The sequence below is a fragment of the Bartonella sp. B10 genome (assembly GCF_053794435.1).
Genome location: NZ_CP200030.1, coordinates 1,200,479 through 1,216,405 on the forward strand (window position 1 = coordinate 1,200,479; position 15,927 = coordinate 1,216,405).

The following is a 15,927-nucleotide window of genomic DNA, read 5'->3' on the forward strand; positions in this document are numbered from 1 at the left end:
CTGTGTAGGTTCAGCAAAGGATTAATATTCAAAATTCTTCTTTGATAAACGAAAATATCTTCGTAGTTATCCTATTGCCTAAATTGTGAGAATTTCTCAATAAAAGCGTATGATATATTTTAGAGTGCAAAAAATTAACGCAATGCTCTGAAATATTTTATTGTGTGATAGTATAAAGTACATTTTATTTGGTAAAAATACTAGATTTATTGGTAGTAAAGTATGAAATGCTGATTTAAAAGAAAGTGCTGCTATTTACTGAACTGTTATAGATTTTGATTTTTAAGAAAATGAATAAATAATTACATATTGGGATAAATTGGCCCCTCATTTCCTTGCGGACAGGTCCAATTGATATTTTGGTTAGGATCTTTGATGTCACATGCTTTGCAATGTATGCAGTTTGAAGCGTTGATAACATAAGTGTGTTTATTATTATGACTTATCCATTCATAAACAGCAGCAGGGCAATAGCGTGCAGAAGGTCCTCCGTAGATTGCATATTCAGAGTTTTTTTGTTTTTCTAGTGACGATATTTTTAAATGGCAAGGTTGATTTTCTTCATGGTGCGTATTAGAAAGTGCGATACTTGAAAGACGGTCAAAGGTTACAATGCCGTCTGACTTTGGATAAGAAATGTCTTGAAATTTTTCTGCTGGTTCAAGACATGCATGATCTTCTCTTCCATGGGAGAGTGTTTTAAATAAGGAAAATTTAAATAGCTGTTGCCACCATATATCAAAAGCAGCAAGTTTAATTCCGTATCTTGTACCGTATTTTGCCCAGAGTGGCTTTGCGTTGCGTACTTTATACAGGTCTTTACCAATGGGGCCTTTCCGCCAGTGCTCTTCTATTTCTTTGACTTCATCATGATAGCGACCTTGAGCAAGAGCTACAGCGATTTTATCGGCTGCTAATATTCCGGATAATATGGCATTGTGTGATCCCTTCATTCGAGGAACATTAACAAAGCCTGCAGAACAGCCAATAAGTGCTCCACCTGGAAAGGTTAATTTTGGTACAGACTGCCAGCCACCGCCATTTATGACACGCGCTCCATAAGAAAGGCGTTTTCCACCTTTCAAAACATCATATATCTTAGGATGTGTTTTAAAACGTTGAAATTCTTCAAAAGGAGAAAGGTACGGATTTTTATAGTCTAAGTGTACAACAAAGCCGACAGAAATTAAATTATTTTCTTGGTGATAAAGGAAACCACCACCACCTGTGTCATTGTTTAATGGCCAGCCGCTGAAATGTTGAATTAAACCAAGTTTATGTTTTGAAGGCTCAACTTCCCAAAGCTCTTTGAGACCAAGACTAAATTTTTGTGGTTCACGGTTTTTGCTGAGATCGAATTTTTTTATCAATTTTTTTGTAATTGAACCACGTGCCCCTTCTGCAACCAGAATGTATTTTGCTAGTAAGGCCATACCAGGCATATAATTTTTTCCGGGAGCTCCATTTTTTTCAAGCCCCATATCACCTGTAAGAACGCCAATGATGGCTCCATTATCATTTTGGATGACATCTGATACAGCAAAACCAGGATAAATTTCGATGCCAAGTGCTTCAGCTTTTTTGTTTAGCCAGCGACAAACATCACCAAGTGAAACAATATAGCAGCCGTTATTTGATAAGATTTTTGGATGAAAAATATTAGGAATTACAGTAGCATGTTTTTGCTTAAGAAAAAAAAACTGGTCACGAGTAACGGGTGTTTTGAAAGGATGATTATGTTCACTCCTCCATTCTGGCAAGAGAGTATCAATGCCGATTGGATCAAAAATTGCACCAGATATAATGTGTGCACCGACTTCAGTGCCTTTTTCAACGACTGTAATAGAAAGATTAGGGTTAATCTGTTTCAGACGAATTGCGGCAGAGAGTCCTGCTGGTCCTGCCCCCACAATTACTACATCAAATTCCATGCTTTCGCGTTGGTGATGTATAGATGAATTCATGACTTATAAAGCTTTCTCCAATTCAGGAATAATTTGATGAAGATCGCCGACAAGAGCATAATCAGCAATTTGCATAATGGGAGCTTCTTCATCCTTGTTAATAGCTACAATAATTTTTGCATCCATTATACCAGCTAAATGCTGGATTGCGCCAGAAATGCCAACAGCGATATAAAGTTCAGGCGCAATGATTTTTCCTGTTTGTCCAATTTGCCAATCATTAGGGGCATATCCTGCGTCAACTGCTGCTCGGCTAGCACCTAAGGCAGCTTTTAGTTTTTTTGCAAGAGGCAAAAGAAGCTCCATAAATTGTTCTTTCGAACCAATGCCACGTCCTCCTGCTACAACAATACGTGCCGAAGTAATGTTAGGACAATCGCTTTTATTGATTTCTGCTTTAACAAAAGAAGAAAGATTTGGATTGGGTTCGGGTGTTATTGTGTTAATGGGGGCGGTATCATTTCTTTTAGGAGTTGGTATGAAAGAAGCTGTCCGGACTGTGATAACTCTTTTATGATCATTGGTTTTTACAGTTTCAATAGCATTTCCTGCATAAATTGGTCGTTTGAAAGTATCAGGCGCAACAACTGCAATAATGTCTGAAATTTGCATAATATCAAGAATAGCAGCAACGCGCGGCATCACACTTTTGCCAATATTGGTGGAAGCTGCCATGATCACATTATAATGGTCTGCCAGTTTTACGATTGTATCTGCTATAGGTTCTGCCAGTTGATGCGCTAAATAATCAGCTTCTGCAATAAGAATTTGCCGAACATCAACCAGTTGGGCGCAGTTTTCTGCAATTTCTTGAGCTTTTGTTCCACAAACCAAAATATCAATATTATCACTTATTTCTCGAGCAGCAGTAAGAACTTTTGCGGTTTCTTCTGTATTGCGTTCAGCCAATAAGAGAACTGCCATAGATTTTATCCTTTTATGCATTTTATGCATCGGTTATCAAATATTAAATGCGATTTGTTTGTTTTAGTTCACTGATAAGTTCCGCTACATTTGCTACTCTAACACCAGATTGACGAAGAGGTGGCTCTTCGATGCTAAGAACAGTCAAGCGTGTTTTTACGTCTACGCAAAGATCAGTAAGAGCCTTTTTTTCGATGATTTTTTTTCTTGCTTTCATAATATTGGGTAAAGAGGTATAACGAGGTTCGTTTAATCGTAAATCAGCAGTCATCACTATGGGAAGAGGGAGATAAATAGTTTGTGTACCATTATCTATTTCGCAGATGACGGTAGCGTGTCCATTTTCTATGCTTAGATGTGAGGCAAAAGTCGCCTGTCCCCAACCAAGAAGGGCAGCTAGCATTTGTCCGGTTTGATTGTTATCATCATCAATGGCTTGTTTGCCTAGAAAAACCATATCTGGTTTTTCTTCGTGAACGATAGCTTTAAGGATTTTTGCGATCGCTAAGGGTTCAAGTATTTTGTCAGTGGTAACAAGGATAGCGCGATCAGCACCCATTGCAAGTCCTGTTCGTAAGGTTTCTTGCGCTTCTTCTGATCCAATTGACACAAGAACAACTTCTGAAACTTTACCAGATTCCTTTTGGCGGATTGCTTCTTCTACAGCAATTTCATCAAAAGGGTTCATAGACATTTTTACATGGGATAGATCAACACCTGTGCTATCTGGTTTGACGCGTATCTTGATGTTATGATCAACCACACGTTTGACAGCAACAATTATCTTCATAATGATCCTCTTTGTTCATGTGATCACAAATTTATAGTCATAATGACGAGAAACAAAATAGTTTAGAACTACATCTCTAATTATAAGAGGTTTTTATATTATATCAACTTTCTTACGTTGGATTGTATTCTTTATATCTTTGTTATCAAACATTTTTTCATTTTTATAGCTTAATTAACGGCTTTATTTACTTTCATAAATAGTAAAAAATTAAAGGGTTTTCACTTCAAAACATTAAACGAATTCATAAAAATTTATAAAATAATTTTATGAAAGGTATTTGCAATAAGAGAAGTTAAGAGCGAGTTATAAATGACAAAATAAAGATATCCTTTTTTGGTTCCGCGTGCTCAGTTTATGATAGATATGATGCGTGTACAATAATAATAGCAAAATGGTGAAAAAATCATAGCAAAATGGTGAAAAAATAAAATGAGGAAGTGTTTTTTAGCTCAAATATTGATAGGAGACAAATCAAATATCATTATTTTGGACATTTTTGGGCTTTTTTAAAGCTATATTTACTAAAATATAGCACACTTCTTGCGTATTTGTGCAGTTCTTTAAAGAAGATAGATTAGGGATAGTGTTTGTGAATACTAAAAGTCATATTATAAATCAGGTTACGCATGATAAACCTTCTTCTTTTGTTATTGAACGAGAGAATATGACAAGCGAGCCTATTGAAGTGGCAATGCATGATATTGCGACCAAATTGCGCTCTATTTATGCACAAATGCAGGTGAAGCAACCACCTCGTCATCATTCGACATTACAGAGGGGGATGGATAATAGCTTAAAATCTTATTTAGATGATATTAGTAGGGCAATTTTGGCCGAGCATTACACGCGGCGTCAGGAAAAAAAACAGTTTTTTGAACATTTAGAGCAGATTAAAATGCTTGTTCAGAGTTTACATCATAAAAATAACAGCTTAAAAGATGGTAATGGTGCGATAACGCATAATATTTCTCATTTAAAGTCGCCCGCTTCAGTTATTCATAATCTTGCTCATGCGGAATGTGAGAAAAGCCAAAATCATTCTTCTCACAAAAAAGTGTCTAATTTTTTGAAGCAAGATAGCTCAAATACAATCAAAACGCGTACCATGAATGTGTTGCAGCAAGACAGGGAGAGCTCTTCATCAACTAATGTCATATCCTCTTCCTTAAAAGAGGTTGAAGGGCTTACCGTGCCTTCTAAAACAGACGATAGATGTTCTGCGATTCGAGCACCTCATGATTCTATTGCAGATAGTCAGTGTCTGTTTTCATCAAAAACAAGGTTTTTTGAAATTATCTCTTCTTTATGTTATTCCGTAAAAAAATTGTTTGCTTATTTTCTAATTATTGCATTTATGGTAGGGGCAACGTTATGTTTTTAGCTCTTTTAAAGAGAATGTAGTTTTTAATTTTGTGATTTTGCGTTAAATTGATGCATGTGAGGGGGATGCGTGGGCGGTTCGTAATTTTGCAAGAGTATCTGTGGCATCTGAAGATTTTGTTTAAAAAAATACAGCAAAGCTTATTGAAGAAGATCTTTACAACTATCCAAAACAAACCAAAAACTATATTGAAGGCTCTGTAAGTGAGTATTTATTTGCCAATTGCTGAAATGTCATTAAACATGCTAATTTTAATTGGTATGGGAGTTATGGCTGGATTCTTTTCAGGTCTTTTTGGGATTGGTGGAGGTTTTTTAATTACACCTTTATTGATCTTCTATAATATCCCTCCTGCTATTGCTGTTGGAACAGGGGCTAATCAGATGATAGCATCGTCTGTAATAGGGGCGATTACGCATTTTAGAAAACGTACTCTTGATATCAAACTTGGTATTCTTTTAGCGATTGGGGGAGGTGTCGGTTCTTTAATTGGAGTTCAGATTTTTTTAGTTCTGAAGAAGTTGGGTCAATTAGATTTAATCATTTCGCTTCTTTATGTTGTTCTTCTTGGGAGTGTAGGAAGTTTAATGATTATCGAGAGTTGGTTTGGGATGATTCGACAACGCAAGGTACAAAAAAATCACCTTCGTCTTGCTGGTCGACATCTTTGGATCCATAGACTCCCGTTTAAAATGCGTTTTCGAACATCTATGATATATGTTAGTATCATTCCGATTTTAGGAATTGGTTTTATTGTGGGGTTATTATCTTCTATTATGGGAATTGGTGGGGGTTTTTTTATGGTGCCTGCCCTTATTTATCTTTTGCGTGTCCCAACCAATGTCGTGATAGGGACTTCACTTTTTCAAATTACATTTGTGTCCTCCTTTACTACAGTTTTGCAAAGTATGAGTAATCAGTCCGTTGATATTGTTTTAGCTTTTTTGCTTATGCTTGGAGGAAGTATTGGTGTGCAATACGGAACACGAGCTGGGCAAAAATTAAAAGCTGAACAATTGCGTATGGCGCTTGCCTTTTTAGTGTTGATTTTATGTATGCGTTTAGCTTTTCAATTATTTATACGCCCTAATAATCTTTTCTCTATGGATATTTTTATGATATAAAAATGGGTAAATTATTTTCTTTATGCATCATTACGATCTGGTTTTGCGTAGTATCTTTGTCTGTATCGGCGTATGTTGATAAAGAACCTACGTCAGTTAATCATGAAAGTATCCAAATTATCGTAACGACAAGTACGATTATGGTGGATGCATATTTTGATGGTTATGATCTTTATATCGCGGGCGTTTTAGAAAATATTGATCCCTTATATTCTCGGCAGAACCGTTATGATATTGCTGTTAGCTTGGCAGGGCAGACTCGCCCCATAGTCATACGGGAAAAGAAGCGTAATGCTGGAGTTTGGATTAATGCAGATTCTTTCATTTTTAAAAATGTTCCTCTCTTTTATTCAATGGTAACAACGCGTGAGATTGATGACATTACTAGTGCTGAAAATTATAGACGCTTGGGGTTAGGATTATCTTATTTTTTGTTGCAAACTGATGAAAAAGATCAAGAAAAAATACAAACTTTTCGTAATGAGTTTATAAAATTGCAAAAAGCTAAAAAACTTTATAATGAGGAGGTGGGCGGCGTTCGTTTTGGTTCTGGCTCACTTTTTACAGCACATTTTCGATTACCGGCAAATATTCCTGTTGGGCATTATCAAGTTCATGCTTACCTTTTTCGTGATGGGCAATTTATTGATAGCGCGATAACAACTTTTGAAATTGTTAAAGCACATATTGCCTATACAATTTTCAATTTGGCTCATAAGCACAGTTTTTTGTATGGTATTATCGCGGTAATCGTAGCCGTTAGTACAGGATTTTTATGTCGTTTTATTTTGCAAAGGGATTAACAATAAGGAATTTCTTTAAGGTACTTATTTTTTGTAAAAAATCCGCCATAATATAAAAATGGGCACAACAATAATCGCTCCCATCATAATCATACGAAAGAAGACAAAGAGAGTTATAGATCCTGTTTTCCATAGAGATTTAAAAAATTCTATTATTGTTTTTATAATATCATAAGGCGTCCATCCAAGAATATTCATTACGAACCCAACGAGCAGTGAAAAGATGAACAACTTCACAATAACATATCCTGATGTGCCTCCAAGAAATGAGTGAAGAGCATTAGAAATATTTCTTCTTTTGGTCATTTTGTATACTTTCTAGTATATTGTACCATAGTTGTATACTGTGATTCTTATGAATAAAGAAGTAGTTGAAGTGTTTTATAGTTTCTTTTTTGCGTTTTCTTCTTCATGATATTTTTGTCATATTTGCGCTATCTATGTATTTTATTAAGATTTTATAGGTTTTTTAATAGTATTTTTCCTTTAGATTTATCTTTGGCTTAAAAAAAATGAATAGGTAGCTGTTTACATCTTTTTTAGTGTGTTGAAGATTTGAGTACATCGAAACTTTTCTTATGATTGCATAGTATGTTGTGTATAGGATATGATATCCAAAATATCCTATTTATGGATATTATGTTCATTTTGATCGATATATGTTTGTTGTGATCTTAGGATTCAATGTTGCAGTGTCTATGAATTGAAAAGAATTATGAACTTATTTATTGAAAAAACAGCAGCTACGAATGTAATAGAATTTAGTGTTTCTGAAATAGCAGGAGCTTTAAAGCGTATTGTTGAAGAAAAGTTTGGTTATGTGCGTGTGCGCGGAGAAATATCAGGTTATCGTGGTGCACATGCTTCAGGTCACGCTTATTTTGCCTTAAAAGATGATAAAGCTCGGTTAGAGTCTGTTATTTGGCGTGGAATTATGGAAAAGTTAAAATTTCCTCCTGAAGAAGGAATGGAAGTGATTGCTTTAGGTAAGCTTACAACTTATCCGGGTTCATCGAAATATCAAATTATCATTGAAGCTCTTGAGCCAACAGGAGTTGGCGCTTTGATGAAACTTTTAGAAAATCGAAAAAAGAAATTTGAAGATGAAGGTTTGTTTGATGCAACCAAGAAGAAACCTTTACCTTATATGCCACGAATTATAGGCGTTGTAACGTCACCAACAGGAGCGGTTATTCGCGATATTATTCATCGTATATCGGATCGTTTTCCATTGCATATTTTAGTTTGGCCTGTACGAGTTCAAGGAGAGACGAGTGGTCGGGAAGTAGCTGCTGCTATTGAAGGTTTTAATGCGTTACCTTCAGAGGGGCTTGTTCCTAAGCCTGATCTTATTATTGTTGCACGGGGAGGGGAAGTTTAGAAGATTTATGGGGATTTAATGATGAAGATGTTGTTCGTGCTGTTTATACGTCATCTCTTCCGGTTATCTCTGCTGTTGGTCATGAAACGGATTGGACTCTGATTGATTATGTTTCTGATTGGCGTGCTCCAACTCCTACGGGTGCAGCAGAACGAGCTGTGCCTGTCAAGCTTGATCTCGAAATGAAAATTGCATCACTTGGTGCACGTTTGCGTGCAGGAATTTCTCGTTATTTTGACTTTCATCAACAAAGATTGCGTGCATTTGTACGAAGTCTTCCTACGGCTGATCAGCTCTTGGCTTTACCTCGGCATGGTTTTGATGAAATTTCAAGTCGATTGCAGCGTGCTCTTTGTGTAAGTTATGATAAAAAACGTTTTTATTTTCATGCAGTTGTTATACGTTTTTCACCACGTTTATTAAATACTGGAAAAGCACAAAAAAGTTTTGATGAAATTTCAAATCGATTACGACGCGCTCTTTATGTCAGCCATGATAAAAAGCGTTTTTGTTTTCATGTGCTTGGCATACGCCTCTCTTTTCGTTTATTAAATATTGAAAGAGCGCAGCATAACACAAAGGAATATACTTCGCGTCTTAATCGCGCTTTTTTATGCAATATTGAAAAGCAACGTACTAAAATAGAGGTAGCATATAGGCTTTTAAAAAGTACTTCGTATCAAAATATTTTAGAACGTGGTTTTGTTTTGGCTTTGGGGCAAGATAATAAACCCGTTAAACGGTTAATTCAGTTTCCTGCAAAAGGCGCTGTAAATTTACGCTTTTTTGATGGTGAGATAAGTGTGTTGGCGCGCGACCATGTTCTTAGTCATTCTGCAAAATCTAAACGAATAAAATCAAAGCAAGATGATCAAGGAACGCTCTTTTAATGTGATCAATTTAGAGCTCGATAAAGGGCTTCTTATGGGTGCAGATGGAAAAGTTCGTTGTTCATGGGCAGGAACTGATCCATTGTATTGTATTTACCATGATAATGAGTGGGGCAAACCTGTTTTTGATGATCGTCTTTTGTTTGAAAAAATTTGTCTTGAAAGTTTTCAGGCAGGGCTTTCTTGGTTAACAATTTTGAAAAAAACTTCTCATTTTCGCCAAGCTTTTGACTATTTCGATTTTGAAAAAATTTCTCATTATAATGAAGAAAAAATTAACATGTTGATGTTGAACAAAAACATTATTCGCCATCAGGGAAAAATTCAATCAGTGGTTAATAATGCCATCAAGGCGCAAGAAATAATTGTAGAATGGGGAAGTTTGTCTCGATATTTTTGGTTTTTTCAGCCTCCGCCCTCTGAACGCTTTGAAAAGATAAATTTTCAAGTACTGCAAAATAATTCCATTACTCCTGCCTCTCTTCGTCTTGCTGCAGATTTAAAAAAACGTGGTTGGACATTTGTTGGTCCTAAAATTTGTTATGCTTTTATGCAGGCAATAGGGATTGTTAATGATCATCTTGAAGGATGTTTTTGTCGTTAAATTTGTTAACATCCTTTTATTATAGAAGGATGAATCTAGTATTGAATCGGATAGTAGACAGAGTGTAAAAGAGTTTTTTATAGTTTAGCCTTCTTGTTTTACTTGGTAATTTTTAATGGGAAATAGCTTAGGATTGATCTTAATAAATGTAGCAATATTTACTTTAGAATAAAGTAATAAAGCATTTAGTGATTTCTGAAATCTTTTATTTCTGATATTGCTGGGGCCATTAGTAGTAGATGCTGAGCTCTGAGCTTTTGGTAGTTGTATTATCTATCATTGATTTGTATGACAGAGATTATAAGGCAAAAATAGATATTTTACAATGGTTGTTAGCGAAGACAAATTGGTCTCCAGTTTGTTGGTACTCAGTGTCTATGTGTTGTTTCATTTTTTGAAATTAAATAAAATATATTTAGTAAGTTTTGTATTGAATAGTAGCTTTCGTATCATCTTATAATAAAATGCTGTATGTATGAAATACAGAATAAAATGATAATAGAGTGCTTGTGTTAAATTTTATTATCTGATAATTTCTTTCCTATTTCTTAGGAATGGACTTTGTTGTGCGTGAGCTTTTTTTACTTAGATAAGCTGTTGTTTACTGCGTGGCTTAGGTAGGTTTCTAGTATTTATCGTTAAAAGTAAACTTTCATAGATCTTTATAGACGTGAAGCAGTGGTAAACGTCAAATTTGGGATTTATGGTTAATTATATTTTTTGGGGGGTAATATGATAAATTCTATTTTTACAAATAACCAATAAGTAGAGTATATTTTGTTATGTTCTTTCTTTTTGGTTTTTGTGTTTGCAAAAAGATATCATTTAGAGAGATAGGCGCTTTTTGTAGTGATTTTTTGTTTAATTAAGTATTTTGTGCTGTAGGTTTAAAAAAAGAGTTTTGCCGTGCTTCTCTTTCAAAAAATAGATGGTTTTTACTGAGGACAGCGTTTTGTTTTTCGTCAATTGCTTAATTCAGCCGCTATAATGTGTTAAAGACAAGTGTATGCTTTTTAGTTATATTTTTAGAAGTATAAAGTTATTTTTAAAGCTTGCACATTCATATTGTTTATATGGTTTAAGGAGATAATTAAGTCTATAATTTCCACACGGTGGCTTTGTACATAGTCTATCATCATGTGCAAGACCGCGTTGTTATGTGTGGTGTTAACTAGCTAATTGATAGTGTTTTGCGTGTTTTATTGGGATGTACATTTGATGTTTCAATCAATAAATAAAAAAGAACAATTATGTGTGGGTGGTTAAATCATGTTGATTTGGCCTTTATTGTTATAAATTTTCTGTGTCATCTTGAAATAATTAATTGATACAATAACCTTAAAAAGGAAAGCTTATGAACTTGAGAAGAAAAATATTGAAGGGAAGTAGTTCGTTTATTTCTGTTTTTGTCGCTATGGGTGTATTTATACAACAAGTTCCAGCCAAAACACCTGATGATACGCTTGTGATGGCTTGGAATATTGATGCAATTACTTCTTTTGATCCTGCAAAACTAAATGATGTTTACAGCAGTGAAATTATTAATAATGTTTGTGATACTCTCGTAGCTTCTTCTCCAAGTGATGTTACTAAGCTTGAGCCAAGGCTTGCAGAAAGTTGGGATGTTTCTGGTGATGATAATAGCACCACAATCACTTTTCATTTACGCGATAATTTAAAGTTTTTTGATGGTCGTCCTGCTCGTGCCAGTGATCTTGTTTGGAGCATGAAACGGGCTATAAAAATGAAGTTAGCTGGTGCGGCTACATTTACAGATTATGGGATTACAGAAGAAAAAGCTGATGACGCTATTCAAGCAATAGATGATAAAACTGTGGTTATGAAATTTGATAAGCCTTATCCTAGTGAGCTTCTTCTTGATCATATCACTTCTCGTACTACTGCTATGTTGCTTGATCGTGAAACAGTCATGAAACACGAAAAAGATGGTGATTTGGGAGCTCAATATTTGACGACTAATTCTGCTTGTGTTGGACCATATCAGTTGAAAAATTGGCGTCCTAGTGAAGGAGTTTTGTTGCAGGCGAGTCCTCATTATTGGGGTGAAGCACCTAAACTCAAGAAGATTTTAATTCGTCATGTTTCTGAACCAGGTACGCAGCGTTTGTTGTTGCAAAAGCAAGATGTTGATGTCGCGCGTGATTTAACGCCTGATGATTTAGAAGATCTCCAAGCGACGACGGATATCAGAGTTGAAAGGGTATTGATTCCTTCTATGATGTATTGGGGGTTTAATGTTACAAACCCTATTTTTGCTAATGAAAAAGTACGTTTGGCTATGCGTTATCTCATTAATTATGATGGTTTAGAAAAGACAATCCTTAGAGGTGCTGCTATTCCGCGTGCAAGTTTTGTTCCCATTGGTGTTTTAGGAGCCTTGAATGAAAAAGAAGGGCAGCCTTTTGAATTGAATCTTGAAAAGGCTAAGCAGCTTTTGACTGAAGCAGGTTATCCAAACGGATTTAAGGCAAATTTTTTAGTAGGATCATCTACTTCCACTTTGGCACTTGCTCAGTCGATTCAAGATAATGCAGAAAAGGTTGGGGTTCACCTTAAGATTGAACGTTTAGCAGGTACGCAATTGTTCTCAAAATTGTATGCTCGTGCTTTTGATACAATTTTTGTTGGATGGAATAATGACTCAGCTGATCCTCATACGATGGCTTCACGTATTGTTGCTAATCCTGATAATCGATTTGAGGCTAAAAATACGGCTTATCCTAGTTGGCAGCATGGTTATTTTGATGCAGATTTGAATCAAAAAGTTGAAGATGCTTTATTTGAAAGAGACAAACAAAAGCGAATAGAAAAGTATATGAATTTGCAACATGAATTTATGTAAAAAGGGCCTTACGCTTTTATTTATCAAAAATATAGCAGGGTATCTGTTGCACCTTCTGTTAAAAAATGGGTTTGGAATAATGGGCCGGATATTTTCTATAATTTAATTGAGAAATAATCATGTGTTAGGTGATGTCAACATCGAGTAAGGAATGATGATGAGACTAGGTTACAAAAAGGTCTTTCTGCTTGGAGTGTTTTAGCAATTTAGAATGTAGCAAAGCAGTGTTGATAAAATTTTGATTATATCATCAAAGATGTTTAAAGGGCTTGCGAATGATCTGTAATCTTAGTTATACAGTAAGAGATTTGAAGGGTTTCTTGCGAGATTTTGCTATGTTTAGATAAAGCAAGTAAAAAATTATAATTGTATTGTTCGTACATGAAGCACAAAAATACAAAGGTAGAAAATAAGATGAAAGTGAAAAAGGCATTTAAAAGCTTTTGTATTGCATTAGGATCGATTTGTTTTCTGAGTATGTCCACTTCGTCTTCTTTAAGTGTACCGCCTAAAGATACATTGGTTATGGCATGGAATATCGATGCCATAAGCAACTTCGATCCAGCACAAGCACTTACAACTATAACAAGTGAACTGTTGTTGAATATGTGCAGTGCATTAGTGCAGTTTGATCAGGATGATGCTACGAAAATTCGTCCTGCTATGGCTCAATCTTGGGATGTGTCAGAAGATGAAAAAACAATAGTTTTTCATCTTCGTCATGATTTGAGATTTGATGATGGAAGAAAAGCAACAGCACATGATCTTGCTTGGTCAATGCAGCGGATTGTTAAATTAGGGTACAGCTACGCTCAATCTTTAACAGACTATGGTTTTACAAAAGATAATATTGAAACAAATATTCAAGCTCTTGATGATACAACTTTGCAACTAAGGTTTGACAAGCCTTATCCAATACCTTTAGTTTTGAGTGTTATTGGGCAGTCTTATGCGTCTGCATTGCTTGATCGACAAACAGTTGAAGCAAATAGTATCAATGGTGATATGGGGAATAAATATTTAGCTACGCATTCAGCTTGTGTTGGTCCTTATAAATTGGTGCGCTGGACTTCTGGTGATAAAATTGTGTTACAAGCTCAACAACATTATTGGGGCGGTTTGCCTAAAATTAAGCAAATTATTGTTCTTCATGTAGCCGAGCCTGCAAATCAGAGATTGCTTTTAGAAAAAGGAGATGTGGATATAGCGCGCGATCTTTCTTCTGAAGATATTTTAGATATTGAAAAGAAAGAAGGGGCGGTTAAAATTGCGCGTATTTTACGTCCGCAATCTATTTATTTGTCGTTGAATAATAGGCATGCTGCGTTGTCTCATGAAAAAGTGAGGCTGGCATTACGTTATTTAGTTGATTATGATAATCTTGGTCAAACTGTCTTAAAAGGGATTGCGATTCCACGTGCAAGTTATATGCCGTTGGGTGTGCCTGGATCTTTGGATGAAAAAGAGGGATTACCCTTTAAGCTGAACTTAGAAAAAGCAAAACAGCTGCTAAATGAAGCAGGTTACCCCAATGGTTTTGAAGCTCACCTTTTGATTGGTAGCCTTTCTTATATGTTGCCTGTTGCGCAGTCTATTCAAGAAACTGCGCGCAAAATTGGAATTAAGCTTACAATTGAAAAAATGGCACAAGCTCAGTTACTTAGGCGCGTACGTGGCGGGAATTATGATATGGCTATCATGGGTTGGCACTCAGCTGATCCAGATGCACACCCTTCTTCATTACATAGTGTTTTTAATCCTGATCCAACCTTTAGCAAAAATCATGGTATGTATTTGGCTTTGCGTGCGGGTTATTATGATCAAAAAGCAAATAAAATGGTGATGGATGCTTGGTTTGAGAAAGATCAAAATAAACGCCTTAAGCAATATCGCGATTTACAGCTTTATATGCTTGAGCATGGTCCTATGGTTTATTTATTTCAGACATATTATACCATTGGTATAGGATCTAAAGTAAAAAAATGGGTTTGGAATAGTTATAGGATTTATTATGATAAGATACAAAAAGAGGTGTAAGAGTATTACAAATGATTTTAATTAGATTTATTTAATAGCATGCGAATAAGCGTTAAGCTTTGATACTATAAGTATGAAGGGGATTATCATAATGGCTTTACCATTTTCAAAGTGGGGGGCAACGTTACGTAAAAAGGAAAATCTATTTTTATTGGATTTTTTTTTCAAGGTACTTAAGCTACTAATATCAGTCTTTATTACATTACTTGGTTTAGTAACAATCACTTTTTTTATTGGTCGTATTCTTCCTTTAGATCCCATTCTTGCCATTCTTGGTGAGAATATCAGCCAAGAAGCTTATGATGAAATGTTCTATAAATTGGGCTTTGATCAACCACTGATCGTCCAATATTGGAATTACCTTAAAAATATTTTTATTTTTGATTTTGGAGATTCTTTAATCTCTGGTCGCCCTGTTTTGTTGGATATTGCACGTGTATTTCCTGCTACAGCAGAGCTTGCAACGGTTGCTATTATCATTGGTACAGGATTTGGTATTCCATTAGGTGTCTTTGCAGCAATGTACCGTGATTCATTTATTGATTATTTTGTCCGCATTTTTACACTGATTAGTTATTCAACACCCAATTTTTGGCTTGGGTTAATGGCATTGTTGGTATTTTATGTTAAACTTAATTGGATAGGCTCTCCAGGACGGATAGATTTTATCTATGAATCTTTTTTTGAACCCAAGACAGGCTTCTTTCTTTTGGATACTGCTGTACAAGGGCAATGGGAAGCTTTCAGGAATGTCTTTGGTCATATTATTATGCCAGCTTTAATCCTTGCTTTTGGTTCTATGGCTTATATTAGTCGTATGACTCGTGGGTTTATGCTTGAACAGTTGAATCAGGAGTATATTATTACCGCGCGTGTTAAAGGATTATCGTGGATGCGTACAGTTTGGGGGCATGCTTTTCGTAACATTTCTGTCCAGGTTATCACCGTGATCGCACTTTCTTATGCTTTTTTGTTAGAAGGTGCTGTTTTGACAGAAACAGTTTTTGCTTTGCCTGGTTTTGGGCGATACTTAACCAGTGCCCTTTTGGCAGGAGATATGAATGCAGTCGTAGGATGTACCTTACTGGTAGGATTCTTCTTTGTCTCCATTAATTTATTTTCTGATTTACTTTATCGAATTCTTGATCCTAGGACACGTTGAA

Annotated in this window: 10 protein-coding genes and 2 pseudogenes; 8 read left to right on the forward strand and 4 right to left on the reverse strand. The window is 35.5% G+C overall.

Annotation, left to right across the window (positions count from 1 at the left end):
* Nucleotides 1–302: 302 nt before the first annotated feature.
* From V3565_RS05075 to V3565_RS05085, 3 genes are read right to left on the reverse strand one after another with little or no spacing between them, the layout of a single operon-like run.
* Entirely contained in the window at nt 303–1,964 is a 1,662-nt protein-coding gene (locus V3565_RS05075) for a 4Fe-4S dicluster domain-containing protein (RefSeq protein ID WP_455478105.1), read from the reverse strand.
* A gap of 3 nt (nt 1,965–1,967) precedes the next feature.
* Nucleotides 1,968–2,888, reverse strand: coding sequence for an electron transfer flavoprotein subunit alpha/FixB family protein (locus tag V3565_RS05080; RefSeq protein ID WP_455478106.1), 921 nt, complete (start codon nt 2,886–2,888; stop codon nt 1,968–1,970).
* Between the two features lie 43 nt (nt 2,889–2,931).
* The gene (locus V3565_RS05085) at nt 2,932–3,678 is read right to left on the reverse strand and encodes an electron transfer flavoprotein subunit beta/FixA family protein (protein ID WP_455478107.1); all 747 of its coding nucleotides are present in this window, start codon (nt 3,676–3,678) and stop codon (nt 2,932–2,934) included.
* Nucleotides 3,679–4,270: 592 nt separating this feature from the next.
* On the opposite strand from V3565_RS05085, the gene V3565_RS05090 reads away from it, so the two are divergent.
* The 3 genes from V3565_RS05090 to V3565_RS05100 all read left to right on the forward strand — a co-directional run bounded on the left by V3565_RS05090 (nt 4,271) and on the right by V3565_RS05100 (nt 6,989).
* A complete protein-coding gene (locus tag V3565_RS05090) occupies nt 4,271–5,062 on the forward strand; it encodes a hypothetical protein (RefSeq protein ID WP_455478108.1) in 792 nt (263 codons plus the stop codon).
* Nucleotides 5,063–5,265: 203 nt separating this feature from the next.
* Nucleotides 5,266–6,186 (forward strand): sulfite exporter TauE/SafE family protein, encoded by a 921-nt coding sequence (locus tag V3565_RS05095; protein WP_455478109.1) that lies wholly within the window; start codon nt 5,266–5,268, stop codon nt 6,184–6,186.
* Between the two features lie 2 nt (nt 6,187–6,188).
* Entirely contained in the window at nt 6,189–6,989 is an 801-nt protein-coding gene (locus V3565_RS05100; RefSeq protein WP_455478110.1) for a TIGR02186 family protein, read from the forward strand.
* Between the two features lie 24 nt (nt 6,990–7,013).
* Here the strand turns inward: V3565_RS05100 and V3565_RS05105 are convergent, their stop codons facing one another.
* Nucleotides 7,014–7,295, reverse strand: a complete 282-nt coding sequence (locus tag V3565_RS05105) for a DUF6460 domain-containing protein (protein WP_455478111.1) — start codon at nt 7,293–7,295, stop codon at nt 7,014–7,016.
* Nucleotides 7,296–7,704: 409 nt separating this feature from the next.
* Between V3565_RS05105 and xseA the strand changes: the two are divergent.
* From xseA to V3565_RS05130, 5 genes and pseudogenes are all read left to right on the forward strand, one after another.
* Nucleotides 7,705–9,260 (forward strand): annotated as a pseudogene (gene xseA / locus V3565_RS05110) (exodeoxyribonuclease VII large subunit).
* Nucleotides 9,238–9,864: a DNA-3-methyladenine glycosylase I gene (locus V3565_RS05115; protein ID WP_455478112.1), complete on the forward strand. Its 627-nt coding sequence runs from the start codon at nt 9,238–9,240 to the stop codon at nt 9,862–9,864. The pseudogene xseA and the gene V3565_RS05115 overlap by 23 nt, the downstream one beginning before the upstream one ends.
* A 1,354-nt stretch (nt 9,865–11,218) precedes the next feature.
* Nucleotides 11,219–12,844: pseudogene (locus V3565_RS05120) on the forward strand (ABC transporter substrate-binding protein).
* Between the two features lie 297 nt (nt 12,845–13,141).
* Entirely contained in the window at nt 13,142–14,764 is a 1,623-nt protein-coding gene (locus V3565_RS05125) for an ABC transporter substrate-binding protein (protein WP_455478113.1), read from the forward strand.
* 91 nt (nt 14,765–14,855) lie between these two features.
* Nucleotides 14,856–15,926 carry an ABC transporter permease gene (locus V3565_RS05130; RefSeq protein ID WP_455478114.1) on the forward strand — a complete coding sequence of 357 codons (1,071 nt, stop codon included), beginning with the start codon at nt 14,856–14,858 and terminating at the stop codon, nt 15,924–15,926.
* Nucleotide 15,927: the final 1 nt, after the last annotated feature.

Coding starts and splice junctions, on each gene's coding strand:
- V3565_RS05105 (WP_455478111.1), bottom strand. CDS start 7,295: ATGACCAAAAGAAGAAATATTTCTAATGCTCTTCACTCATTTCTTGGA.
- V3565_RS05115 (WP_455478112.1), top strand. CDS start 9,238: ATGATCAAGGAACGCTCTTTTAATGTGATCAATTTAGAGCTCGATAAA.
- V3565_RS05125 (WP_455478113.1), top strand. CDS start 13,142: ATGAAAGTGAAAAAGGCATTTAAAAGCTTTTGTATTGCATTAGGATCG.
- V3565_RS05130 (WP_455478114.1), top strand. CDS start 14,856: ATGGCTTTACCATTTTCAAAGTGGGGGGCAACGTTACGTAAAAAGGAA.
- V3565_RS05085 (WP_455478107.1), bottom strand. CDS start 3,678: ATGAAGATAATTGTTGCTGTCAAACGTGTGGTTGATCATAACATCAAG.
- V3565_RS05080 (WP_455478106.1), bottom strand. CDS start 2,888: ATGGCAGTTCTCTTATTGGCTGAACGCAATACAGAAGAAACCGCAAAA.
- V3565_RS05100 (WP_455478110.1), top strand. CDS start 6,189: ATGGGTAAATTATTTTCTTTATGCATCATTACGATCTGGTTTTGCGTA.
- V3565_RS05075 (WP_455478105.1), bottom strand. CDS start 1,964: ATGAATTCATCTATACATCACCAACGCGAAAGCATGGAATTTGATGTA.